This window comes from Kribbella sp. NBC_00709 (genome assembly GCF_036226565.1).
Lineage (GTDB): Bacteria > Actinomycetota > Actinomycetes > Propionibacteriales > Kribbellaceae > Kribbella.
This window is the reverse complement of the sequence record NZ_CP108996.1, coordinates 4,093,159-4,117,852: the sequence shown is the minus strand read 5'-3', so window position 1 is coordinate 4,117,852 and position 24,694 is coordinate 4,093,159. Positions and strand designations below refer to the sequence as shown.

At 63.8% G+C, this 24,694-nt stretch carries 25 protein-coding genes; 20 read left to right on the top strand and 5 right to left on the bottom strand.

Annotated features, from left to right (window positions below; all coding sequences use genetic code 11):
• The first annotated feature begins 13 nt into the window (after positions 1-13).
• From OHA18_RS20280 to OHA18_RS20255, 6 genes are all read left to right on the top strand, one after another.
• Positions 14-1,357, top strand: coding sequence for a Dyp-type peroxidase (locus OHA18_RS20280; RefSeq protein ID WP_329005722.1), 1,344 nt, complete (start codon positions 14-16; stop codon positions 1,355-1,357).
• A 28-nt stretch (positions 1,358-1,385) separates the two neighbouring features.
• Positions 1,386-2,252 (top strand): enoyl-CoA hydratase/isomerase family protein, encoded by an 867-nt coding sequence (locus tag OHA18_RS20275; RefSeq protein WP_329005721.1) that lies wholly within the window; start codon positions 1,386-1,388, stop codon positions 2,250-2,252.
• 44 nt (positions 2,253-2,296) lie between these two features.
• A complete protein-coding gene (locus OHA18_RS20270; RefSeq protein WP_329005720.1) occupies positions 2,297-3,376 on the top strand; it encodes a sulfite oxidase in 1,080 nt (359 codons plus the stop codon).
• Positions 3,377-3,682: 306 nt separating this feature from the next.
• A complete protein-coding gene (locus OHA18_RS20265) occupies positions 3,683-4,300 on the top strand; it encodes a GNAT family N-acetyltransferase (protein ID WP_329005719.1) in 618 nt (205 codons plus the stop codon).
• Positions 4,301-4,943: 643 nt separating this feature from the next.
• On the top strand, positions 4,944-6,767 hold the full coding sequence (locus OHA18_RS20260) for an alkyl/aryl-sulfatase (RefSeq protein ID WP_329005718.1): 1,824 nt from the start codon (positions 4,944-4,946) through the stop codon (positions 6,765-6,767).
• A 109-nt stretch (positions 6,768-6,876) separates the two neighbouring features.
• A complete protein-coding gene (locus OHA18_RS20255; protein ID WP_442914398.1) occupies positions 6,877-8,586 on the top strand; it encodes a SulP family inorganic anion transporter in 1,710 nt (569 codons plus the stop codon).
• A 152-nt stretch (positions 8,587-8,738) separates the two neighbouring features.
• Here the strand turns inward: OHA18_RS20255 and OHA18_RS20250 are convergent, their stop codons facing one another.
• The gene (locus tag OHA18_RS20250) at positions 8,739-8,984 is read right to left on the bottom strand and encodes a hypothetical protein (RefSeq protein WP_329005716.1); all 246 of its coding nucleotides are present in this window, start codon (positions 8,982-8,984) and stop codon (positions 8,739-8,741) included.
• Positions 8,985-9,384: 400 nt separating this feature from the next.
• A protein-coding gene (locus OHA18_RS20245) for an IS3 family transposase (RefSeq protein ID WP_328999492.1) occupies positions 9,385-10,532 on the bottom strand; the annotation gives its coding sequence in 2 pieces (ribosomal slippage) (positions 9,385-10,262 and positions 10,262-10,532; 1,149 coding nt in all).
• A 1,266-nt stretch (positions 10,533-11,798) separates the two neighbouring features.
• Between OHA18_RS20245 and OHA18_RS20240 the strand changes: the two genes are divergently transcribed.
• Positions 11,799-12,383 (top strand): hypothetical protein, encoded by a 585-nt coding sequence (locus OHA18_RS20240; RefSeq protein WP_329005715.1) that lies wholly within the window; start codon positions 11,799-11,801, stop codon positions 12,381-12,383.
• 125 nt (positions 12,384-12,508) lie between these two features.
• Here OHA18_RS20240 and OHA18_RS20235 read toward each other — a convergent pair whose 3' ends face one another.
• Entirely contained in the window at positions 12,509-13,636 is a 1,128-nt protein-coding gene (locus OHA18_RS20235) for a tyrosine-type recombinase/integrase (protein WP_329005714.1), read from the bottom strand.
• A gap of 657 nt (positions 13,637-14,293) precedes the next feature.
• Here OHA18_RS20235 and OHA18_RS20230 point away from each other — a divergent pair.
• The gene (locus OHA18_RS20230; protein WP_329005713.1) at positions 14,294-15,439 is read left to right on the top strand and encodes a Shedu anti-phage system protein SduA domain-containing protein; all 1,146 of its coding nucleotides are present in this window, start codon (positions 14,294-14,296) and stop codon (positions 15,437-15,439) included.
• Positions 15,440-15,921: 482 nt separating this feature from the next.
• Here the strand turns inward: OHA18_RS20230 and OHA18_RS20225 are convergent, their stop codons facing one another.
• Complete coding sequence (locus tag OHA18_RS20225) at positions 15,922-16,806, bottom strand: hypothetical protein (protein WP_329005712.1); 885 nt, start codon at positions 16,804-16,806, stop codon at positions 15,922-15,924.
• 29 nt (positions 16,807-16,835) lie between these two features.
• Entirely contained in the window at positions 16,836-17,408 is a 573-nt protein-coding gene (locus tag OHA18_RS20220; protein WP_329005710.1) for a hypothetical protein, read from the bottom strand.
• Positions 17,409-17,597: 189 nt separating this feature from the next.
• On the opposite strand from OHA18_RS20220, the gene OHA18_RS20215 reads away from it, so the two are divergent.
• From OHA18_RS20215 to OHA18_RS20160, 12 genes are all read left to right on the top strand, one after another.
• A complete protein-coding gene (locus tag OHA18_RS20215; protein ID WP_329005709.1) occupies positions 17,598-18,440 on the top strand; it encodes a phosphoribosylaminoimidazolesuccinocarboxamide synthase in 843 nt (280 codons plus the stop codon).
• A gap of 2 nt (positions 18,441-18,442) precedes the next feature.
• Positions 18,443-18,634, top strand: coding sequence for a hypothetical protein (locus OHA18_RS20210; RefSeq protein WP_329005708.1), 192 nt, complete (start codon positions 18,443-18,445; stop codon positions 18,632-18,634).
• 70 nt (positions 18,635-18,704) lie between these two features.
• Complete coding sequence (locus tag OHA18_RS20205) at positions 18,705-19,469, top strand: GntR family transcriptional regulator (protein WP_329005707.1); 765 nt, start codon at positions 18,705-18,707, stop codon at positions 19,467-19,469.
• A 133-nt stretch (positions 19,470-19,602) separates the two neighbouring features.
• Positions 19,603-19,920 carry a hypothetical protein gene (locus OHA18_RS20200; protein ID WP_329005706.1) on the top strand — a complete coding sequence of 106 codons (318 nt, stop codon included), beginning with the start codon at positions 19,603-19,605 and terminating at the stop codon, positions 19,918-19,920.
• Positions 19,921-19,980: 60 nt separating this feature from the next.
• On the top strand, positions 19,981-20,322 hold the full coding sequence (locus OHA18_RS20195; protein ID WP_329005705.1) for a hypothetical protein: 342 nt from the start codon (positions 19,981-19,983) through the stop codon (positions 20,320-20,322).
• A 127-nt stretch (positions 20,323-20,449) separates the two neighbouring features.
• Positions 20,450-21,277, top strand: a complete 828-nt coding sequence (locus OHA18_RS20190; RefSeq protein WP_329005704.1) for a hypothetical protein — start codon at positions 20,450-20,452, stop codon at positions 21,275-21,277.
• A gap of 16 nt (positions 21,278-21,293) precedes the next feature.
• Positions 21,294-22,112 (top strand): FtsK/SpoIIIE domain-containing protein, encoded by an 819-nt coding sequence (locus OHA18_RS20185; RefSeq protein WP_329005703.1) that lies wholly within the window; start codon positions 21,294-21,296, stop codon positions 22,110-22,112.
• Positions 22,109-22,327, top strand: coding sequence for a hypothetical protein (locus OHA18_RS20180; RefSeq protein ID WP_329005702.1), 219 nt, complete (start codon positions 22,109-22,111; stop codon positions 22,325-22,327). Before OHA18_RS20185 ends, OHA18_RS20180 begins: the two co-directional genes overlap by 4 nt.
• Complete coding sequence (locus OHA18_RS20175; RefSeq protein ID WP_329005701.1) at positions 22,324-22,641, top strand: hypothetical protein; 318 nt, start codon at positions 22,324-22,326, stop codon at positions 22,639-22,641. The genes OHA18_RS20180 and OHA18_RS20175 overlap by 4 nt, the downstream gene beginning before the upstream one ends.
• A complete protein-coding gene (locus tag OHA18_RS20170; protein WP_329005700.1) occupies positions 22,638-22,865 on the top strand; it encodes a hypothetical protein in 228 nt (75 codons plus the stop codon). The genes OHA18_RS20175 and OHA18_RS20170 overlap by 4 nt, the downstream gene beginning before the upstream one ends.
• A 289-nt stretch (positions 22,866-23,154) precedes the next feature.
• The gene (locus OHA18_RS20165) at positions 23,155-24,225 is read left to right on the top strand and encodes a hypothetical protein (protein WP_329005699.1); all 1,071 of its coding nucleotides are present in this window, start codon (positions 23,155-23,157) and stop codon (positions 24,223-24,225) included.
• A 123-nt stretch (positions 24,226-24,348) separates the two neighbouring features.
• Entirely contained in the window at positions 24,349-24,615 is a 267-nt protein-coding gene (locus OHA18_RS20160; RefSeq protein ID WP_329005698.1) for a hypothetical protein, read from the top strand.
• Positions 24,616-24,694 lie beyond the last annotated feature (79 nt).

The window sequence follows — 24,694 nt, the reverse complement described above, 5'->3', positions numbered from 1 at the left end:
GTGGGTGAGCACCGTGACCACCAGGGAGAGCATCGGCCTCGAACTGGACGACATCCAGAGCGGCGCGCTGCACGAGCGACCGTCGCCCTACGTCGGAACCTATCTCCTGCTGCGCATGGACGATCGCGCCGCCGGACGCGAGCTGGTACGGCGACTGCACCCGCTCGTCGACTCCGGAAGGCCGTCGCCAGACCCCGCCCACGACGCCTGGATCACGGTCGCCTTCACTTATCAGGGCCTGAAGGCGCTCGGCGTACCGCAGGACTCGCTCGACAGCTTCGCTCCGGAGTTCCAGCAGGGGATGGCAGCGCGCGCGGCCACACTGGGCGATGTGGGCGAGAGCAGTCCCGACCACTGGGAGAAGCCACTCGGCACCTCGGCCGTTCACGTCGCCCTGGCGGCCCTCTCCCCCGACGCGGCACGGCTGCGGGCCGTCGTCGAGAAGGCACGCCGCGCCCGCCAGGACCTTCCCGGCATCGAGTTGATCTGGCGTCAGGACTGCTATCAGCTCCCGACCGGACGCACCTCCTTCGGCTTCAAGGACGGGATCGGCCAGCCGGCGGTCGAAGGCAGCGGCATCCCCTCCTCGAACCCGCGGGAGAAGCCGCTCAAGGCCGGTGAGATCATCCTCGGCTACCCGGACGAAACGGGCCAGCTGCCTCCCATGCCGACGCCGGCGGTCCTCGGCCGAAACGGCACGTACGTCGTCTTCCGAAAGCTGCACACGCGGGTGGCGGCCTACCGTCAGTACCTCCGCGCGAAAGCCGCAACCCGCGAGGAGCAGGCGCTCCTCGGCGCGAAGATGGTCGGGCGATGGCAGAGCGGCGCCCCGCTCGCGCTCTCCCCCGAGCAAGACGATCCCGAGCTGGGCGGAGAACCGCACCGCAACAACGACTTCCACTACGCCGACGATCTGCGCGGCCTCAAATGTCCCGCCGGCGCGCATGCTCGGCGTGCGAACCCCAGAGACGCGCTGGATGACGACGGCAGTGTCAACGTGCGCCTGCACCGGATGATCCGGCGCGGCACGAGCTACGGCCCGATGCTGCCCGAGGGCGAACTCGAAGACGATGGACTCGACAGAGGCATCATCTTCGTCTTCGCCGGCGCACACCCGAAGCGACAGTTCGAGTTCGTCAAGACCCAATGGCTCAACGACGGGATCTTCATCGGCTCCCCGGCCGAGAAAGACCCGCTCGTCGGGTCGAACGACGGCTCGGGGACCTTCACCATTCCCAGGAAGCCGATCCGTCACCGGCTGCAAGAGCTGCCGCCGTTCGTCGTCACCCGCGGCGGCGAGTACTGCTTCGCTCCAGGCCTGCGAGGTCTGCGCTGGCTTGCCGAGCTCAAAACCTGACGAGCTCGACGAGAAAGAGGACGATGACATGACAACGGGCCCAACAAGCACCGACCGCTGGACCACACTCGACTTCGGGCCGCCACAGTCCGATCTCACCGAGCCCGACTCCTCCGTGCTCGTCGACTATGTCTCCGGCGATCGTGTCGCGGTCATCACCCTCAACCGGCCACACGCCGACAACGCGATCACCACCGAGATGGGAGCTCGCCTGACCGACGTCGTCGAGACCATCGCGGTCCACCCCGCCGTCCGCGTCGTCATCCTCACCGGAGCTGGAGACAAAGCCTTCTCCGTCGGCAGCGACTTGCGCCAGCGTAAGAACATGACGAAGGAGGACTGGCTCCGCCAACGCCAGGACTTCGATCGTACGCTCTACACGGTGCGCCAGTTGCGCAAACCGATCTTCGCCGCCGTCAACGGGATCGCCTACGGCGGCGGCTCGGAGCTTGCTCAGAGCACCGACTTCATCATCGCCGCAGACACCGCCACCTTCGGCCAGCCCGAAGCAATGCTCGGCCTTGCGGCCGGCGGCGGCTCGCCGGTGTTCCTGCCCAGGTTGCTCCCGCCGGGGAAGGCCCTGCAGATGCTGATGACGGGCGATCCGGTCACTGCCCGGGAGGCGCACCGGCTGGGCATGGTCAACGAGATCTACGCGCAGGCCGAGCTCATCGACGAGGCACACCGGATCGCGGAGAAGATCGCAAGCAACTCGCCGACAGCCGTGCAGGCAGTCAAGCGTGCCGTTCAGCTGGGCCAAGGGCAGCCGACCGAGCAGGCGATCGCCATCATGATGGAGGCCCACTGGCGCTCGGCCGTCCATCCCGACCGCGTGGAGGGAATCGGCGCCTTCAACGAACGCCGAGAGCCGACCTTCCAGGATCCCGACTACTGATGTGCAGCATCGCACGTCATCGCACGTCGATCAGGAGGCTGAACATGACTGTGGCAGACGATCTCGAACGAGCGCGCGCCGCACTTCGGATGATCCACCCCGCTCCCTTCAATGCAGAGGCACCGCCCGAGGCACTCGCCGGTCAGATCACTCCCACCCAGCTCCACTATGTCCGCAGCAACTTCGCGGTGCCGACACACGACGGCACGCTCGAGGTCGGCGGTGCGGTCGAGAACCCGATCACCCTCACGCTCGACGACCTCCGCGCCCTGCCGGCGGTCGAGCGGACGGTCACGCTCGAATGCGCAGGAAACGGGCGAATCGACATGCGACCCTTGCCGACCGGCGAACCATGGGGAGACTACGCGGTCTCAACCGCCCGATGGACCGGCGCCTTCCTCCACGACGTGCTGCGGCAGGCGCATCCGGCAGCAGACGGCGTCGACGTCCGGTTCGAAGGCGCCGACCACGGCGCTTACCACCTCCGGCCGATCCTCGCATCGACCAGCAAGGTCGACCTGACCTTCGCGCGCGCACTGCCACTGTCCCACGCAGCAGATCCGGCAGCCGAAGTCCTGGTCGCCTACGAGATGAATGGCGAGCCGCTGGGTCGGGACCACGGAGCGCCGTTCCGGCTCATCGTGCCCCACTGGTACGCCGTCGCGTCCGTGAAATGGCTCAAGCGAATTGACGTCCTGACCGAGCCGTACACCGGCGAGTTCCAGACCGGCCACTACATCTACGAGTGGGCCGACCGACCACACGAGGCCGTCAGCCTCATGCGCGTGCGAGCGCGAATCACCGATCCCGCGCCCGCGTCGACCATCACCGCCGGCGTGTACACGGTGCGCGGCAAAGCATGGTCGGGAACCGGACCGGTGACGCGAGTCGATATCAGTCTCACCGGCGAAGGCGATTGGTACCCGGCGCGACTGGAGCCACCCCAAGGCCCCTACGAATGGCAGGACTGGTCGTTCGACTGGGAGGCAACCGACGTGGGCAGGCACACCCTCCGTGCCAGAGCGACCGACGCGGCAGCCAACACGCAACCCGACGTCCCGCCCTGGAACCGACTCGGCTACGGAAACAACGCCATCGAGGTCCCCTACATCGACGTACGCTGACCCCACAACGCGAGCCCTCCGCGCCTGAGGAACCACATGGAGCCAGTGCGACAACGGCTACGGCAACGTCAAGCCAGGGTGCGTGTTCCCGACCACCGATGCCCCGGTCAACGTCACCGTCCACATCGGCCGCAAGCCGCTACCCGACCTCGCAGCCGCCGCAGAAGGGTGGGACGTCGGACATCTGCCCTCGCCGGTGCAGAGGCGGCAGGCGAGCAGTGACCGGTATTTGAGCTGCGGTCGGTTCGCTTCAGTCCGTAGGGTGCGACATGTGCAGGGTAACCGGAACCAAGGGAGCCGATAGACGTGCGTCCAGCGGATGCCGACATTCCGGTGGTGTCGCTCTCGGATGGTGTGGTCACTCTCCGGCCGTGGTCGAGAGCTGACGCCGGGTTCATGGCGGAAGCATTCGCCGATCCAGCGATCCGACGCTACAACGGGGCCCACGATCGACTCGGGCGGCCGGCTCCGCCGCTCTCGATCGAGGACGCTGAAGCGATCATCGACGAGTTCGCGTCGAGGTGGCGGGCGTTCAGCGCGGCGGAGCCACCATCTGGTGTTGCATTCGCGATCACGGACGCAGCCTCTGGTGGCCTGGTCGGCTGCTGCGGCGTCGATGATTGGTCGATGGGAGACGTAGCGCAGTTCGGCTACTGGATCGGGCCGAGCGCGCGAGGGCGCGGGTATGCGACGCGGACGGTGGTTCTGCTCACACGGTGGTTGTTCAAGCTCGGCGCAGCTCGCGCCTTCCTGACGGTCGAGGCGGACAATGAAGCGTCAGCTGCGGTGGCCCGCCGAGCGGGGTTCGTGCACGAGGGAACGATGCGCGCACACAGCGTGTGGCAGGGCGAGCGCATCGACGTGATGTGGTTCGCGGCGCTGCCGCACGAATGGACGATGCGCGAGCCGGCCGAACCGACGTGATGTGCGACGCGATCGGAGCCGGTCTTGTCGAGTCCTTCGGCGAGGGCAACGAGTCGGTGATGTACGCCATGGCCCGAAGGCAATACCTGACCCCAGCCTGACCCCAACGACCTGTAGACGCGAAGCGTTGTGGTGCCGCCGTGGCCGAGGCGGCCGGCGACCGGTGTGTGGCGAGCAGTTCGACGGTTCCCGGGTCAAGGCTGATGCGCCTCATCTGATGTGTCTTGGTGTCCTTCTCCCGCGCCTTCCCGTTCCGGTGGGTGAAGTTGCGGCGGATCTCGAGTACGCCTTGGTCCAGGTGCACGTCATGCCAGCGCAGCGCGAGCAACTCGCCGCGTCGCGCGCCCGTCACCATCTTCAGCCAAATCAACATGCCCCAGGCCAAGTCCTGCGCCCACGCAGCCGTGATGATCCGAGAACCCTCATCTGACGTCGGCGGCTGCGGCTGCGGCGGGGCCTGTCTCGGCTTCTTTGCTTCCGCCGCGGGATTGCTGTCGCGGCCGGTTGACCGTGCTGTCAGCTCATCCTGGCCGGGTGAAGTCGAGCGCGGCCGAGACGGACAAGACTCGGGGGTATGACGACTCCTCGTGATGCCAGCGCTGCCGTCCACGCCCAGCACCGAGCGGCGGTCGAGACTTTGCCGATGTCCGACACTGCCGACTTCGATGCGACCGCACGGGGCCGGATCGCTGAGCTCAGCCCGGGTGTGGTGCGGTCCGACTCCGGGGAGGTGGTGTGGGACAACGACTCGTACGCGTTCCTGGACGGAGACGCGCCGGACACGGTACACCCGAGTCTGTGGCGGCAGTCGCTGCTGGTCGCGCGACAGGGCCTGTTCGAGGTGGTCGAGGGCATCTACCAAGCGCGCGGCTTCGACCTGTCGAACGTCACATTTGTCGAGGGCGAAACCGGCATGGTGGTCATCGACCCGCTGCTGTCGGCCGAGACCGCTGCCGCCGCCCTCGGTCTATACCGCGAGCATCGGGGCGACCGGCCCATCCACGCGGTCGTCTATACGCACTCGCACGTCGACCACTTCGGCGGTGTGAAGGGCATGGTCTCCCAGGAGGATGTGGCCGCCGGGCGGGTGCGGGTCATCGCGCCGGAGGGGTTCACCGAGCACGCCGTCTCCGAGAATGTGTACGCCGGTGTGGCGATGGGCCGGCGGGCCGGCTACATGTACGGCGCAGCGCTGGCCCGCGGCCCGCGTGGCCAGGTCGGCGCGGGGCTCGGGCAGACGACCTCGACCGGAACGATCACGCTGATCGCGCCGACCGATTTCATCTCCACGACCGGCCAGGAGGAGACCATCGACGGGGTCCGGATGGTGTTCCAGATGGCACCCGACACCGAGGCGCCCTCGGAGATGCTGATCTACTTCCCCGACCGCAAGGCGCTATGCGCAGCCGAGGACGCCACCCACAACCTCCACAACCTGCTGACCCTGCGAGGGGCACTGGTCCGCGACCCGCACAGCTGGGCTCGCTATCTCACCGAGACTCTCGACCTGTTCGGTGGGGACATCGAGGTTGTCTTCGCTTCGCACCACTGGCCCACCTGGGGCAACGAGCAGGTCGTCCACTATCTGAGGCTCCAGCGCGACCTGTACGCCTACCTGCACGACCAGACCCTGCGGATGCTGAACAAGGGACTGACGGGCCCGGAGATCGCCGAGCTGATCCAGCTCCCGCCTGTCCTGGAGAACGCCTGGCACACCCACGGCTATTACGGCTCGGTGAGCCACAACGTGAAGGCGATCTACCAGCGCTACATGGGCTGGTTCGACGGCAACCCCGCCCATCTGTGGCAGCACCCACCGGTCGGGGCCGCGACCCGGTACGTCGAGTTCATGGGCGGCGCCGACGCTGTCGTGGAGAAGGCATCGGCCTACTTCGACAACGGCGACTTCCGCTGGGTCGCGGAGGTCGTCAACCACGTCGTGTTCGCCCAGCCCGATCACGCCGCCGCCCGCGAGTTGCTCGCCGACACCTACGAGCAGCTCGGCTACGGCTGCGAGAACGGCACCTGGCGCAGCTTCTACCTGTCCGGTGCCACCGAGCTACGCGACGGCAGCTTCGGGACCCCGACCGTGACCGCATCCGCCGACGTGGTCTCCAACCTCAGCCCGGCGATGCTGTTCGACGCGTTCGCGATCCAGCTCGACGGACCCCGCGCCTGGGACCAGACCCTGTCTATCGACGTCGTCTTCAACGACGTCGACGAGCGCTATCGGCTCCGCCTGTCCAACGGTGCTCTCACCTACAGCTCAGCGTCACAGCGCGGAGACGCCGATGTGACCCTGACCCTGCCTCGCACCTCGCTGCCGGCCCTGGCCCAGGCGACGACTGATCCCGCCGCACTGGCTGCGGCCGGCATCCAAGTCGCCGGCGACGCCGGGGTTCTCGACCGCCTGTTCGGGCTTCTCGACCCGGGCGACCCGAACTTCGCCATCGTCACACCTGAGTAGTCCGGACATGCCGTCACCGGCAACGCCGGCTGCTGAGCGTTGAGCGGCAATCGGCATCGTCGTGATCGGCAAGGGGATCGGCGGCCCGCAGGCCGACGAGGGAGGCGGGGTGACCCGCGTGGGGTTGCTGTTTGGTTCGCTAGCCGGGTATCGGCCCCGTTGGCTGCGCCGCGATTTGGTCGCGGGCCTGACAGTGTGGGCGGTGCTGGTACCCGAGTCACTGGCCTACGCCACGATCGCCGGCGTCTCGCCGGTCGTAGGCCTGTACGCGGCAGTGCCGGCACTGGTGCTCTACGCGGCAGTCGGAAGTTCCCGACACCTGGTGGTCGGTCCGATGTCGGCGACCGCGGCGTTGTCGGCCGGCATCGTCGGCACCTTCGTCGCCACTGGCGACAATCGATACGCCGCGCTGACTACCGCGCTCGCGCTGGTCACCGGGGTCCTCGGCGTGGCTGCCGGACTGGCGCGGCTGGGGTTTCTCGCCTCGTTCATCTCCGAGCCGGTGTTGAAGGGGTTCATCGTCGGGTTGGCGCTGACGATCGTGGCCGGACAACTCCCCAAGCTATTCGGCATCGAGGGTGGCGACGGCGACTTCTTCGCCAAGCTTTGGCACCTGCTCACCTCCCTGGACCAGACGAGCGGGGCCACGCTGGCGATCGGCCTGCTGAGCCTGGTCGTGGTGCTGGGACTGCGCCGGTGGCTGCCGCTCGTCCCGGGGTCGCTAGTGGTGGTTCTGCTCGGCATCGCCGCCGTCGCCCTGTTCGACCTCGACCAGCACGGCGTGGCGATCGTCGGACAGATCCAGTCCGGTCTGCCGACCTTCGGCCTCCCTGACGGGTTGACGTGGGACGACTACCTCGCCCTGGTGGGGCCGGCCGGCGGAGTGCTGCTGGTCGGATTTGCCGAGGGACTGGCGGCGGCGAAGACGTACGCCGCCCGGGCCGGCTACGACATCGACGCCGACCGGGAGCTGGCCGGTTTGGGCGTGGCGAACCTCGGCGCCGGCCTCGCCTCCGGGATGGTCGTCAACGGCAGCCTGTCCAAGACCGCCGTCAACGGCGGGGCCGGCGCCCGCTCCCAGTTCAGCGGGCTGATGGTTGCCGCGCTCACGGTCGTGACGTTGCTGTTCCTGACCAGCCTGTTCGAGCAACTCCCGGAGGCCACCCTGGCCGCCATCGTGATCGCCGCGGTCATCGAGCTGGTCGACATCGCCGCCCTGCGCCGGCTGTATCGCGTCTGGTCCGAACGGCTGGGCGGCATCTACGGCCCCGCCACCCGCGCGGACTTCCTCGCCGCGATCGCCGCGATGCTCGGCGTACTCGTCTTCGACACCCTGCCCGGCCTGGTCATCGGCATCGCCGTCTCGATGACTCTGTTGCTCTACCGAGCCAGCCGGCCACACGTGACCCGGCTGGTCCGCAGCGCCGACCCCGACCGGCCAGGACTCTGGGTGGACGCCGACCGGCACCCCGACCTCCGCCCCGAGGACGGCATCCTCGTGATCCGCGTGGAATCCGGGCTGTTCTTCGCCAACTCCGATCACGTCCGCGACAGCATCCGTGCCCTCGCCACACCCGGCTCCCTCGCCGTCGTACTGGACGGCGAGAGCAGCCCGTTCATCGACGTCACCGCGGCCGGCATGCTCGATCAACTCAGCCGCGAACTCGCAGCCCGCGACGTCCGCCTCTACCTCGCCCGCGACATCGGCCAGGTCCGCGACGTCCTCCACCACACCGACAACGGAGCAGGACTCGTGATCTATCGGGACATCGACGCCGCCATCACCGCGGCCCGAGCACATCCGCAACGACCTGACTGACGCACGCACCGCTGCTCCTACCGGTATGTGCGCGACTGGCCGCAGCCAATGCCTTCACATGGAAGATCCGGTAGTTGATGCGGTTTGCGTCATCGCACCCGCGACGTGGTCTGTCGCTGCGACCCAGCTGGCACTGCCGCCGCGACAATCGTTCAGTTGAGACGGTGTGTGGCGAGCAGTTCGACGGTTCCCGGGTCAAGGCTGATGCGCCGCATCTGATGTGACTTGGTGTCCTTCTCCCACGCCTTCCCGTTCCGGTGGGTGAAGTTGCAGCGGATCTCGACCACGCCTTGGTCCATGTGCAAGTCATGCCAGCGCAGCGCGAGCAGCTCGCCGCGTCGCGCACCGTCACCATCTTCAGCCAAATCAACATTCCCCAGGCCAAGTCCTGCGCCCACGCAGCCGTGATGATCCGAGAACCCTCATCTGACGTCGGCGGCTGCGGCTGCGGCGGGGCCTGTCTCGGCTTCTTTGCTTCCGCCGCGGGATTGCTGTCGATCCATTCCCAGCGAACCGCGGCCGCAAGCGCTCCGCTGATGACAAAGTGAACCTTCCGCACCGTTCCGCCCGACAATGGCTTGCAGACATGCGGCCGGCACTCGGTAACCCGGCACCCCGCCGGCCAGGCGGCCACCGGTGCTTCACACCACTCGGCATTCATGTGCATCTGCGGTTCGATGCTCTACGAAGGGCTTGCCGTCGCATCGCGCACTGCAACGGCGCAGCTGCGCATAGAACTGGTCCAGGGCACGCGCTCGGGACTGCCCCGGGTTCAGTTGACTCGCGGGGTTTGGTGGTTCAGGCCGCGAGTGCGACGGGTTGAATTGTCTCAAACTCGATGGGTGTGAGTCTGCCGAGGCGGCGTTGCCGGCGCTTTCGGTGGTAGCTGGTTTCGATCCAGGAGACGATCGCCAGCCGTAGTTGGTGGCGGCTGGTCCAGCGTTGCCGGTCCAGGACGTTCTTCTGGAGCAGGGCGAAGAAGGATTCCATGGCGGCGTTGTCGCCGCAGGCTCCGACCCGGCCCATCGAGCCGCGTAGTTGGTGGGCTTTGAGGACCCGGATGAACTTCTTGGACCGGAACTGGCTGCCGCGGTCGCTGTGGACGATGAGCCCGGCTGCGGGTGTGCGCAGTGCGACCGCGTTACGCAGGGCGGTCACGGCCAGGGACGCCTTCATGCGTGAGTCGATGGAGTAACCGACGATCCGGTTGGAGTAGACATCCTTGATCGCGCACAAATACAACTTGCCTTCTGTCGTGGCGTGCTCGGTGATATCGGTCAGCCAGACCAGGTTCGGCGCGGCTGCGGTGAACACCCGCTTCACGAGATCGTCGTGAACGGGCGGGCCGGCTTTGCGGTTCAGGCCGCGTTTCTTGGAGTGGATCGACCAGAGCCGTTCTTGTGAGCACAGTCGGGCGACCCGGTTCTCGCTCGCGGTGATGCCCTTGCCCGGGAGTTCGTCGGCGATGAACCGGTAGCCGAAGCCGGGGTCGTCGCCGTGGATCTCGCGAGCGGCGTTGATCAGGTGGGCATCGTCGTAATCGCGTGGTGTGACAGGGTTTGCGCGCCACTTGTAGAAGGCTTGCTTGCTGAAGCCGAGCACCCGGCAGGTCACCGCGACAGGGATCTTGTCGGCGGCCAGGTCAAGGACCAGCGGGTACATCATTTTGGGTTGATGTCACGGGCGAAGTAGGCCGCAGCCCGGCGCAGGATCTCGTTCTCCTGCTCCAACTGCCGAACCCTCTTCTTCGCCTCCCGCAGCTCGGCCGACTCCTGCTGGGTCGCGCCCGGGCGGTTGCCGTCTTCGATATCGGCCAGTTTCAGCCACCGTGTCAGACACGACTGAGAGATCCCGAAGTCCCTTGCGATCTGCGCGATCGGCGCCTCGCCCTTGCGGGCGACCGCGACCACGTCACGACGGAACTCCTCAGGAAAGGCTTTCGGCATAACAGACATCCTTCCAGCAAGAACCGAAGTCCTCACAGGTCAGGAGTCAACCGAACCGGGGGCAGTCCCTATGCGTATGACAACACCTGGTACGACTGGACGATTTCGCTGCCGGTCGTCGTGGACGGTGTACGTAGGCTGGTCGATCTCACGGCGGGACGCGGCCCGCTTAGCACCGTGGGCGACAACTCTGACAACGCCTGATTTCGAGCAGGCCTGACGCACCTCTGCTTCAACCCAAGCCAGGCGAGCTGAGCCAGGTGGATAGCGCGCCAATCCCGCACCGCCCGCAAAGCACAAGTTCCCTTTCCTGTGATCCGCCAACAGATCCGCGACACATTTCCGTCAGCTGATGTGCGACAGGCTAGACGACTAGCGACCAACTGAGGGAGCCGGAGGCTCAATGGTCGGAGACAGGACCGAGACCATGTCGCACTCCGCAATCTCATGCACGACCTTCGAAGGCAGGCTCAGCACGTGAGCCCTTCCCTCGACAGACACGGTGAGTTGGGCGGCACCACTCGGTGTACCGGGCCATGGACAACCATTACTGCCTTCAGGCTTGTAGGCCTGCACCAAAGCAGCGCCCGGAGGCAGTGCACCGGCAGCAGGGGAGGGTCCGGGGCCCACGATGCGCCACCACGGCAGCTCCACCGGATAACTCTCGGAAAGGTTGCACGTGCTGGTCCCCGTGTTGACTGCCTTCACGGTGAGATCAGCGAAGGTGACTGACAAGGGAGCACTCGCGCATGAGACCACGGCGGTCGTCGAACCCTGCGTGGAGTCACTGGCAGGGGCGCTACACGCGCCGAGACCTAGACACATGACCGCTAGCAGTGCCGGGGCAGTGCTCGAGTTCGTTGTCACATCCATAAAGATGCTCGTCACCACCCAAACGTTGCGCACCCCGTTTACCGCACCCTGCCACAATCCGGTACCGCTTCCTACTGTCGCAGATCACCTGGCGGACGAACGTCGCACATCTGTCGACGGAGGACACAAGTTCCCTTCCTTCCCTTCCCGGGTTGCCGGGTTGACCTCTCATGGATCAAGGCGCGCCTTCGGTGTGCGCATGCGGCCTGCGGCCGTTCACCGCCGCGCCCGCACTTGGTGTCTTTCAGGAGAGCCAAGAGCATTGCCTCCGGCGGGGGCCTCACGACTCCGGGACGACGGCCCGATTGGCCGGCCAGCTCAGAGGGGAGGTCGGTGTGCGAGCTTCGGTGCTTGAACTGCGTCGGATCGACACGTCAGATGCAGAATGGTCCGATGATCGTGCTGGTCAGCGACTCGCTGACGACATTCCTGAACGTGGTGACTGCGATAGGAACCGCTGGGGCTGCCATTGCGGCAGCGTGGGCCGTTCGCCGGGCGTCTGAAATCGCAACCATGCAAGACGACCGCGCGGTTGAGCGAGACAGGTTCGCCGCCGCAGTGAGCCTGTTAGAAGCATTCGACAAGCTGCAAACGCTCCGATACGAAACGGATCCGAGCGATTCGAAGGAAGACCACACGGAGCGCATGGTGCAGGCTCTGGCGGCCGAAGGTGAGTTCAAGGCTCGCTTGCGCGCCTCGGAGGAACCGTTGGAGCTGACCCGGAAAGTCATGTTCATGCATGAGCCCCCTTCTGACGATGTGTTGACGGCCGCAGTTCAGCGACTCGGGTGGCATGGGAATCCAGAACTCGAGTCAATTGCTGTCATCGCGATTCGAGCCGAGATAGTGGACGTTCTGAACCGGCGCAGGCCGGGACGCGCGGCGACGACAGATGTCCAGGTCATGAAGCCACCGACGTTGGCGCCCGCCTACCGCCTCTATGCTCAGAAGCAAGTTCGTGCCCCCGAAAAGCCCTAAACAGCCCGTCCCCCAGTACCTGAGCTAGATCAGCGCTCGCGGTCAGGGGTCGTCGCGTGGTTGGGGCTGAGGGCAACGGACTCGTAATGAGGCGCTCAGGATGGGCTCGCAAGCGCCGCGGCGGGTCAGTCGGATCGGGTGGTCGAGCGTGGCTTTGGCAGGCGGCCGGCGAGCACGTTGGCTGCCTGGCGGTCTGACTCAGCAACCCACGCAGCGTAGACGCGAAGCGTTGTTGTGCCGCCACCGCCGTGGCCCAGGCGGCCGGCGACTGTGCGGATGTCTACGCCGGAACTGATCAGCTCGGTTGCCGAATAGTGCCGCAAGGTGTGGAGGTGACTCTTGATGCCCAGCCTTATGCACATCTCGGTGTACCGGTGGCTTACGCCGTCCGGGTTGCACGGTCGGCTGTGGTCCGCCTCGTAGGAGAAGACAAACGCTGACTCATCGAACGCCACACCAAGCCTCGTCAGCTGCTCCTGGTAGTTGAGGCGGTGTGTGCCGAGCAACTCAACCGTTCCCGGGTCCAGGCTGATGCGGCGCATCTGATGTGTTTTGGTGTCCTTCTCTCGCGCCTTCCCGTTTCGGTGGGTGAAGTTGCGGCGGATCTCGAGCACACCTTGGTCCAGGTGCAAGTCATGCCAGCGCAGCGCGAGCAGCTCGCCGCGTCGCGCTCCCGTCACCATCTTCAACCAGATCAGCATGCCCCAGGCGAAGTCTTGCTCCCAGGAGGCAGCAAGGATCCGCGACCCTTCGTCGGATGTAGGAGGCTGCGGTTGCGGAGGCGCCTGCTTCGGCTTCTTCGCCTCGGCTGCGGGATTGCTGCCGATCCACTCCCATCGAACTGCAGCCGCAAGCGCGCCACTGATCACGAAGTGAATCTTGCGGACTGTCCCTGCTGACAAAGGCTTGCAGACATGCGGCGGGCACTCGGCCACCTTGCATCCAGCCGCGGCGCAGTCGTGCTCGGCGCGGGTCTTCGCTGAGGGCCGGCCTGGTGGCCACCGGTGTTTCACTACCACACGGCATTCGTGTTCGCCGGCGGTGCGGTGCTCGATGAACGGCTTCCCGTCGCACCTCACTCTGCAGCGTCGCAGCTGCGCGTAGAACTGTTCCAGGGCACGGGTTCCGAGCTTCGAGATCGGTACGTCACCGAGGGCTGGACCGATGGTCCGGTCGGCTAGTTCGCGGTACCGATCGAGCGTGGAGTCATCTGCCTCGTGGACTTCGAGCCACGCGTCCAGCGCGTACGACAAGGTGGCCTTGGTCGCGGCGTTCCGTTGACGATCGACTTTGGCGAGCAGTCGCGACCGGATCTCTGAGACCTTCTTCTCGTCGCGAGTCGACTCGGTCAGGTACGAGTCCTTGCCCGTCACGGGGTCTACGCCCTCATACACCAGCACCTGATACGAGTTGCCGCGCTTGCGGACGAACCCTCGCTCACGACCGCCGGTCTTGCGACGTCCAGGCATGGATCAATCGTACGCATTGACAGATCCATTGACAGACCGTCACGACAGTCCATCACTATCCGTAGTAATTCCTGGTAAAACGAAGAGCCGGCGGGGGGACTCGAACCCCCAACCACCGCTTTCTACGCAGTCACCTGCCGTTACTACTCATCAATGCTCAGATCCTTTATGGAGCAGGGTTTCCGGAACATCGAGTGGTTCATCGCTCGTCATCTTCTGGCGTCGGCTCGCGTTGAAACCCATGGGTTAAACCATGGGGTCACAGCACCTGCGGTCCGTTGTACGGCCCGAACCGCGACTCCCACGGGCCATCGCTCCTGGGCACGCCTCCGCTCGCTGGGCGGACCGTACCCAAGCGTCGATGACTCATGTACGGTCAGTTATGCAGGGACTAGACCAGAACGATCATTGCCAGCGAATCTCTCGTGGGGGGAGTTCATTGTGGGGTTTGAGGACGAGTTTGATGTTTGGCTTGGACAACAGCCAACACAGGAAGGGCATTTAGGCTACAAAAAAGCCGTTGTGAAGAATGGACCAAAGGCCTATAAGACGGTTCGCCTGGCGCAGTTTGGCGACAGCAGGAGCGGCGAGATAAAACGAACCGAATTGCGATTCGCCACCTTCGGAAAATTGCCGGATGGTGGCGGGTATAATTTCGCTACCCCCGCTCAGCAATGGTTCTGCGAAAATAGCGAGATCGACATCGTGACCAGCTTCTTGAATACCGAGATTGAACGTTCTGGTCGCTACCGGATCGTGGATTCAGAGGATCCGGTATCTATGTTGGCCACGGTATTGGCCGATGAAGTAGTCGATACCGAGGAGCTCTCCGCCGCACTGCTTCGTAATGGTCGGGTCAGAGATCTATTGCCACTACTGTTGACCGACAATACTGCCCGCCTACTCGCTGAGCAGGCGGCAATCCAGCGGCGGCGCGATCTCTTGAAGAGCTTGGTTGAGTTGGTGGAGCTGCCGGAGACAACCGAAACAGACGTTCAGGCCCAGATGGGCAATGAGTACTGGATCTTCGGCGGTCGATACACTGGGGTAGCAAAGCGGGATCTACTGAAGATGGATGCATACGACATCCCGCTGATCTGCGCAGATGGCAGTCTGCACATTGTTGAGCTAAAAGGCCCACGGATTAGTGGATTGGTCCGCCTACACCGCAGTCATTGGATTGTTGGCGAAGAGGTTCACGAGGCAGTGTCGCAGACCATGAGCTACCTGCGAACGCTTGATGAAACGGGCTCAACGATGGAGACCCAGTATCGCAAAGAGAAGGGTCTCAATTACGACATGCGGAGGAATTTCGCAACAGTCGTTATCGGCCATCCGTCCCACAACAAGGAGACGAAGGATGAGCAGATCATCAGTGAGGCAATCCGCACTTACAACGCGCATCTGTCGCGCGTGCAGGTCGTCACCTACCAAGATCTATTGACCACTGCCATGCGTGCTCTGGACTTCGAGGAAGAGACCATCGAGCCAATGACTACCAACACGGCAGAGGTCGATGACCCGTGGGCGGCATCACCGTCAAGAACTGATCCATGGGCTACACCACCCGCCGATCCTTGGGACTAGTTCGCCGTGGCAATGTTGACGGTTACGTGTCAAGCGCACGGGCAGACCTCCCGCATCGCCCCGATAGCTGCCGACCTTAGGTTTGGTGCGGTGCGGGTCAAGGGTCTCGATCCCGGAGGGACGCCGTAGGCGCCCTTGACGCGTGCCGTGCCGGACCGTCCCTTCCATGATTGCTAGCGGGGCGATGTGGGAACCGACGATCAGCCAAGCGGATGGTCGGCCCAGGCGGCGGGTAGCCGGCCGTTCCCCGCGAGTGGTGGACCGGCAGAGTGTCGGGCGTTGATGGCGAGGTCTGCTGTCTTCGACTCGGCACCCTGTTGGCACGTGCGCGCCAAGCCAAGGGACGCGCCCAGAACGAAGCGCTAGCGGAGTGGCGGGCAGGCGTCCCGCCCTGTGGTGGCGGCGCGCTTTCGGGCCCTGAAGGGGCCCGTCTTGAAGACGTAGAGAAACTTGTCAGGCAAGCCTGTAACAAGGACTGTGGGTCAGTCGTTGCCGTACTCCTCTTCGAGGGGAAGATCCTCTTCTGACCCAATAGTCACAAACTGCTCGGGCAGACCGGCTTGAGCAATCAGCTCCCAGCCGTCGAGTACGAGCTGGCAAGTTCGGCAGCTGAAATACTCCGCCTCGACCGTAACAGTGACGGTTGGCTCGAAGTCATACTCAGATATTTGCTCATACTCCACCTCCGCATTGCTGACGTCGTCACCTTCGAGAAGCCCCTGTTCACCACAAGCAGGACAGACCTCCGCGATGTCATGACGCAGCCCGGCGGAGCGATCTCGACCTGGAGTGAACTCGGCCGCGACCTTGGCGGGAAGGCTTTTGCTGCGGAATTGCGCCAAGCGCTGCTTGGCGCGTTCAATCAATGTCTCAGTGCGATGTTCGATGTTCTTGGCATTCTGCGCAAGATGATGTTCGACTACAGACGCTCTATCGAACCCGACGAGTTCATTTATGTCTCTCTCCAGTGCAGCAAGGAGAACGATCGCGAGTGACCAGTATCGCGGCCACCAGGCTGGAGGAGGGATTGTCGCGAATCCGACACCGCTACTATGAAGGTATTCATTCCGAGCGGCGGACATATTGCCGGCTTCGACCGCATTGAACGGACGGAACGCCTTCTGACATCGCGAATAGATTGTTTTAGCTCGTACCGAAATGAATCTCGCGTCACCTTCTACCAACCCGCTAGCAATCAGAAGATTCACACCATCTTCCGATGGTTCCGCAATGAGCAGAGGTGAAACCCGCGCCAGGGCTGCCTTTGCGAGAAGCTCCAAGGCTAGAGATGCCCAAAGCGCTCGTTCGTCGAACGATCTCGGATCATCTTCATCCATCGCACGGTTGAGAAAAAGCTTCGCCTTCATCCACAATGCTTCGTGATCATACGGCGGAGTCATACGCCCACCGCAGGTAGACGGAGGGCTATGCGGTGCACCTCGCGGGATGGTTCGTTACTAGCATCGGCTCTGGCATGAAGGACCTGACGATTATCAATCGCAAGAATCATGTTCGGAACATTCCAATGGTGGTCCGAAGCGTCATCTAGTGCCTCCTCCATGAAGGAGACCACCTTACGAGCCCGACTGTCGCACGGCACCATGCAGCCCGGGTCATATCGAATCTGATCCTTTTGAAAGGCCGTTGTGTAGAAACTGTCGCGTCCATTCATCACCAAGAATACGCCATGGCGAAAACTACTATGAATGCCGTGCAAGAACGGCCGCTTGATCTTCCATAACTTCGTCGGAACGGCACTTGTGGCAACACTTGCAAGTATCACGATATCCGGAGGCTCTGCGAGATGCGCTCCGTCACTGTGTAGTGCTTGCGGACCCCTGCCGTAGAGCGCGCTCAGCGAGTGCGGCTTGGCATCCTGTTTCTTTACCGGTTTTAGAAGAGACACCGGTGATTCGCCACGCCGAACAGGAATTAAGGTCGCCTTGATGAGAGAGGCTTGACGTTCCACGTCCGCTATCGACCCTTGCCTAGTCGACCAACCGGCGACTCTCGCCTCCTCGATCATTTCCTCAATTGCGAGTGCCATGTTGCGCCTTTCAAGCTTGCTGGCCTGGGACTATATGAGTCAGCAGCACGTTCATTCAAGGGATCGCACCCTCGGATCTGGCAGTGCTCTGAGGTGTGCTAGAACAGTGCTGTGGAGCTGCTACATCGAGGCAAGGTTCGAGACGTGTACAGCGATCGCCCGGGGGAGGTGATCCTGGTTGCGACTGATCGGGTGTCGGTCTATGACGTGGTGCTGCCTACGCCGATACCTGACAAGGGGAAGTTGCTGACGAGTCTGTCGCTGTGGTGGTTCGAGCAGCTGGCGGACGTGATGCCGAACCATGTCATCTCGGCTACCGATGTGCCGGCCGAATTCGAGGGCCGCGCAGTCCGGTGCCGACACGTCGACATCGTGCAGGTTGAGTGCATCGCCCGCGGCTACTTGGCCGGCCTCGGTTGGGACGCCTATCGAGAGACCGGGAAGATCTCTGGTGTTGAGATCGGTCCTGGGCTACTTGAGGGTGACAAGCTCCCTGAGCCGGTGTTCACGCCGACGACCAAGACAGCCCCGGAGGACGGCCACGATGAGCCGATGACCTTCGATGAGGTCTCGGACGCCGTTGGGTCAGAGCTCGCGGAAACTCTCAAGGAGAAGACGCTAGAGCTCTTCAAGCGAGCGACGGTAATCACCGATGATCGAGGTGTACACCTCGCGGACACGAAGTTCGAGTTCGGTCTCGCGAAGGACGGGACACTCGTCCTGGCCGATGAGGTTCTGACGTCGGATTCCTCGAGGTACTGGCGTGACGAGGACTGGAAGCCGGGACAGCGGCAGATCTCGTACGACAAGCAGTTCGTACGAGACTGGGCTCGCGATCTAGGTACTTGGGACAAGACTCCCCCAGGCCCTGAGATTCCTGCGACGGTCGTTGAGGAGACACGGGCTCGCTACGTTGCCATGTACGAACGCATCACGGGTCTGAAGTGGGAATGACGATGGCTACATGGGAACAGATTCAAGAAGCTCAGCTCTGTGAGGTACTAGAGCTGCAGGGGGTCCATAAACGCCTGGTCGCAGCCAAGGAGCAGGGCATCGAGCCGGATCCTCACGACGTCGAGATCTCGCGTTCTGTCGCCGCGACCGGGTACGGCGGCATCGACCGTGTCAACGCGCGGGACGATTACTAGACCTCCACCCGCTGTCCGATCTATGCTAGCGGTGTTCTAGAACACCAATAGGAGAGTCTGAGGTCTAGCGATGCCCCCGAAGCTGGAGCGTCCCGCTCCGCCGTATCAGCAGATCGCCACCGAGATTCGCACTCGAATCTCCAGTGGTGAGTTGCAGGCTGGCGATTTGGTGCCGTCTGTGCGGTCGCTGATGCGTGACTACGGCGTGGCTATCGCTACTGCACAGCGCGCACTGACCACTCTGCGAGCCGAGGGGTACATCAAGCCTGAGCGCGGTGTGGGAAGCATCGTGACGACGGAGGAGGAGCGCGGTCGAGCTGCCAACGACCGTGTGGACAGCTCTCGGCGTACCGGCAAGATCTATCCCACCGGGAGCTACGCGAAGATCACCGAGGCCGGGATCACCGAGGCGTCAGAACAGGTTGCCGATGCCTTGGGCCTGAAGCGTGGCACTCCGGTCATTCGCCGCGTCCGGACGACCTATCGGTCAGATGACAAGCCGGCCTCCGCATCGACGTCGTACTACCGCGGGCACCTGGCAGAGAAGGCACCGCTGCTTCTGACCCGCGAGCGGATCAAGGAAGGCACGTTCGCCTACATCGCGAACATCCTGAAGCGTGAGGTCGACGCATGGCAGGACCAGTTCGAACCAGCTACGGCTAGCGCTGAGCAAGCGGAACGACTGGGTCTCGACGAGGGCGCCCTCATCATGCTCGGGCGGAACTGGATCTACGACGACACCGGCGAGGTGTTGGAGTACGGCGAGAGCATCACTTTCGGGCGCGTGACCTATCGGGGTCGGCTCGGCGACTCCCCCACCCGTGTCTCTCGTTGACGCTTAAGCGTCAACAATCAGTTATCAGGTAATTGCACTTGGTGCTTGCCGACTCGGCATAGGTGTTCTTGTATCTGAACTAGAACACCTACTCATCGGGAGTAGGCCGGACGCCTAGAAGGGGCGATTCCTCATGAAGCTGGACATCAACACCACGGGCAAGACGTTCACGGTCACCAAGGGCGTGGAGGAGAAGAAGGACCAGAACGGCCGGCAGAAGGCTGACCGGAACACCAACGAGCTGCTCTGGACGGTTCAGGTGATGGCGCTCGACGAGACGGGCGGCGAGGTGATCAACGTGACTCTGGCGGGCAATGCCATGCCGAAGGTCAACGTTGGCGCTGTTGTCGTGCCGGTCGAGCTGGAGGCCATGCCGTGGGCCACCAACGGGCGGAACGGTGTCGCGTACAAGGCCAAGACCCTCAACGCCGCGTCGGGTTCTGCGAAGTAGTTCTCCACTCGTCCCGTGATTCGTGCACTGCTCAGCTAAGAGGTAGTTATGTCGCAACCGATGGAGTACCGAACCGTCACAGCGAATCAGGCACGGGCCGAGTACGCGGCCAAGTGCAACGAAATCATCGAGATCGAGATCTCGATGGTACTCACGTACCTCGACAAGGCCATCACCGGCAGCCTGAACCGGGCTGAACCTGTCGTTGCCGTCAGCAACGATGAACTCGCCATCTACGCGTCTGATGCGTTCTGGCAACTGCTGGACCTGTACCGCGAGGCACACGATCGCCGCCTCGATCTGTACGCCGCACGCGACTACGCGTACGCGGTCTGGAAGACGGCTTCCGCGGCAGACTCCGCGGCCGGCACCTACGTGCCAACGCCGATCAAGAACCGCTAGAAACCAAGAACGGCCCTCGAAAGGGCCGCTCCCTGGAAACGAGACGCCAAGTCGGGCCTTCGGCCTAGGAAACCTGTCCCGGCTTGGTGTCTTTCCTGACTCAACCCCCTGATCGGGAGGTCTTGTCATGCCCAAATCTACCCGTAAGCGTTCGTCTGGTCGAGCGCGCAGCACCTCACGTGGTGCCATCGAGACCATCACCCGGCCGAACCAGTCCTGGCCGGTCAAGCTGCTGCTCACCGTTTGGCGCTGGCGATGGGAACTGTACGTCCTGGCCTGCATCGCCTACATCACCATCGCCCATGGCGACGCGATCTCCGGCTACTTGCAGTCGAACCCGCTCTGGCTCAACGCCCTGCTGATCATCGTCCTCTGCGGATGGATCATCACCGACAACCCCGCACGCCGGTTCGTTCTGAACCGGATCTGGTGTATCACCACCCGGCACCGCCTGCGCGCATGCCTGATCGAGATGCGGATCCTGAACTACTCAGGGAACCTGCCGTTCATCTTGGGCTGCTTCTCCACGAAGACCGGTCAGGTCGTCTGGCTCTGGATGCGCCCCGGCCAGTCGGTCGAAGACCTCGACAACAAAGCCGAAAGCCTCGCATCGGCCTGCTGGGCAAGCAAGGCCACCATCGCCCGATCGAAGCGCAACGCCGCAATCGTGCGGATCGAAATCGACCGCCGCGACCCACTGGCGAAGAAGACCATCGACTCGCCACTGCTCGAAGACACCAACGGCGTGCCCGAAGCGGCAGTCGCCGACGACGCAGTCATGGCGTTCCTAACGCCCGACAGCGTCCCCGACGAGTCCACCAACGAACGGCCGGCCAAATCCGGCACAGGTGAGACCCGCACTCGAACATCCAAAACCAAGACCACCGCAGCCGTGAACGACAACCAGGCAGTGATCTTGGGCGCCAACGGAGAAGACGTGTCCGACTATGTCTAGCTTCAACCCGAAATCGGTGTTCCCCCGGCGCGAGCCGGGGGTCACCCCCGCACCCAAGGGTGCGCTGTCCATCTACGACCCGGCCTACCTTGGTCTGGACACACGAGGCCGCGCAGTCCGCGTGGGACTGATGTACCGAAACATCCTCATCGGCGGTGAACCCGGCGCGGGAAAGTCCGTAGCCCAAGGCAACATCGTCGCCCACGCCGCCCTGTGCATCGACGTGGATCTCATCCTCATCGACGGCAAGATCGTTGAACTGCTGCCGTACGCACCCGTTGCCAAAGAGTTCGTCGGCAACGACATGCCCAAGGCGCTCCGCATCCTGCGGGAACAACAGGCCGACCTTGACGAACGCTACTTGCACCTGGCCCGCACGGGCCGCAAGAAGATCGTCGCTGGCGACGGCTTCCGCGCCAAGCTCCTCTGCATCGACGAGCTGGCGTACTTCACCGTCACCGTAGGCACCAAGGAACAACAAGAAGAGTTCCGCGTCCTTGTGCGCGACATCGTCGCTCGAGGCCGCGCTGCGGGCATCATCACCGTCGCATCCACCCAGCGTCCCAGCGCTGACATCGTCCCGACCTCGTTGCGGGACCTGTTCGGCTACCGGCTCGCGTTCCGCTGCGCCACCGACTCCAGCAGCGACATCATCCTCGGCACCGGCTGGGCCTCCCAAGGCCACACCGCCGTCGACATCGAACCCGAAGCCCTCGGCGTCGGACTGCTCCGCGCCGAAGGCGGATTCCCACGCCGCCTCAAGACGGCGCTTCTCGAAGACCACCACGTCAACCAGATCGTCCGCCGCGCAGTACACCTCCGGAGGGCCACATGATCACCATCAAACCCGTCCCCGCCGACGCCTTCACCAGCGTCCGCGACACCGACGGCAACACCGGCTGGCTCCACGACTGCGGAGCATTCGCCTACTCACCCAACCAACCCCACCGCTGCGGCGTGTGCTGGTCAGCAGGCCGCACAGGCTGGGCTCACAACGGCAACTGGCAACGCGCCTACGTCATCCGGCAGACCTCCGAGGTGGCGTCATGAGCTACTACGACGCCAACAGCGGCGAACGCGAAGACCGCATCATCGTCGGCTACGACTTCACCGACAACTCCGTCGCCGGCATCAACCTCGCCTGCAACGGCCAAACCCCACTCGTCGCAATCGACCTCGGCGGAACACCCATCGAGATCGAACTCATCACCGGCTCCATCACCGCGATCAGCCAACTCATCGACGCGCTCTACGAAGCCCGGCAACTCCTCGAAGACCACCAGGTCGACCACATCGCCGAGGACATGACCCACAACCAAGACGAGATCTACATCCCCACCGAGTGGACCGAGGACCAGCCATGAGCCGAATCCGATCCCTCGAAGAACTCGTCCGCAACCACCACCGACTGATCAGCAACGCCTTCCGAGCCTTGCAAGACGACGTGACTGCCCACGAGCGCCACAGTCGCGAACTCGACCCCGACGACGAGGACTACCAGTACTACGTCGCCGTCGTCTCGAACGACATCTACGACCTCAAGATGCAGGTCGAAGGAACCTTGTCGGTCTGGGACGGCAGCAAATGAAGCGCGCGGCAACCAAACGCCGCGTGACACGTAACTGTCAAGGCCAGCAGGCCATCACGACAGACCTCGCGCCAGCACCCACCACACCGGCCACAGAGCCGATCAAGAAGAAGACCCCGTCCAAGAAGACACACCGCTCCGAGCGAGCCGAGGACTGGGCACACACGACAGTTGGCGACCCGTGGCCCTGCGACCTGTGCGGACACAACGCCTTCATGCGCGACCCCTACACCGGCCGCCCCCGTCACCTGATCTGCGCCAAACGCCAAGCACACGAAAGAGGAGAGCAATGGTAGTCAACGACCTCGCTCCCGTCGTCCACGTCCCCGGCCAACTCGACCTCATCGATATGCCGGCCACTCTGCCCCCGGTCATCGCTGCCGCGAAACCTGCGACTACGACCAAGCTCACCGGACTAACCAATCACAACACCGCGACCCTCGGGACCATCGGCGGTTGGACGGTCACCAAGACCACCGCCGTCTATGGCGGTACCCCGAAAGCGGCACTGGACGCGGTCCAGCTCCGGATGGACAAGGTCCGCTCCACCGAAGGCGGACGCGCCCACGGCTACACCTCACTGATTGCCGTACGCAACAAGGTCAAAGAGCTGTCCACGGGCGGCAGCCACCCTGCGGTCTCGGTCACGATCAAACGCGCCAAGAAGACCACGACAAGCACCGCTTCGAAGACCCGGACCGGGTCACCCAAGGCGCGACTGACACGTAAGCGTCAAGACGAATACACCACCGCGGAACTGGTCTCCGCACTCGAAGGAGCCTGGACGGCGATCCGCGCCAACCACACCGAAGTCCCTGCCGTCGTGATCATCGTCGGCTCTGGCACTGCCAGCAAGCAGGCCAAGTACGGGCACTTCGCAGCCGGTCGCTGGCAGCACGGCGAACACGCCCTGGCCGAAGTTCTGATCTCCGGCGAAGGACTCAAACGACCTGTCGAAGAGGTCTTCACCACTCTGCTGCACGAAGCCGCACACGCTCTCGCGAACGTCCGCGAGATCAAAGACACCAGCCGTCAAGGCCGCTGGCACAACCAGAAGTTCGCCGCACTCGCGAGCGAGCTCGGCCTCGATACCACCAAAGACCCCCGGATCGGCTGGTCACCCTGCACGCTCCGCAAGGAAACCGCGACCACCTACAAGAGCGTCCTGGTCGAACTGAAGAAGGCGCTCATCGCCTACCGCCACCCCGAAATGACCGGGGGACGGGCCAAAAAGAACAACAACAACGCCATCGCCTGCGCATGCCAATGCCCACGGCGTATCCGCGTTGCCAAAGCAGTTCTCGAAGAAGGCGAGATCACCTGCGGCATCTGCGAATCCACCTTCGAACCCGACGAATAGCCACCGGTTCGTTGCTGGCTCTCGCCTCCGGAATCCACGAGGTCCCGGAGACGAGGGCGAACACCGAATCACCAACAGACCACGCCAGACCAAGACAGATCAGCAAAGGAAAGGGCACCAACAATGACCACCACCCGCAACGCCTTCGCCGAAGTCACCGTCTACCACGCCGTCGCCGACAGCACCTTCCTGTGCGACTGGGTCGCCAACGAACACCTCGACGGACACGACTGGTGCCCCACCGTCCTCGAACCCGGCGACGACTACACCGTCATCGCCGTCGACGGACACACCGAAGCCCGCTACTGCCCCGGCTGCGGATACCAACTCTTCGGCGTCTCCACCCTCGAACCCGCCAGCCCGGCCAACACCAGCCCAACCGCCGCCTGACACGTAACCGTCAACACCCACAAACAGCAGATCTTCCCGCGCAACCCCCCGGCACCACCCCGAAACCAGTTGGCCGGCC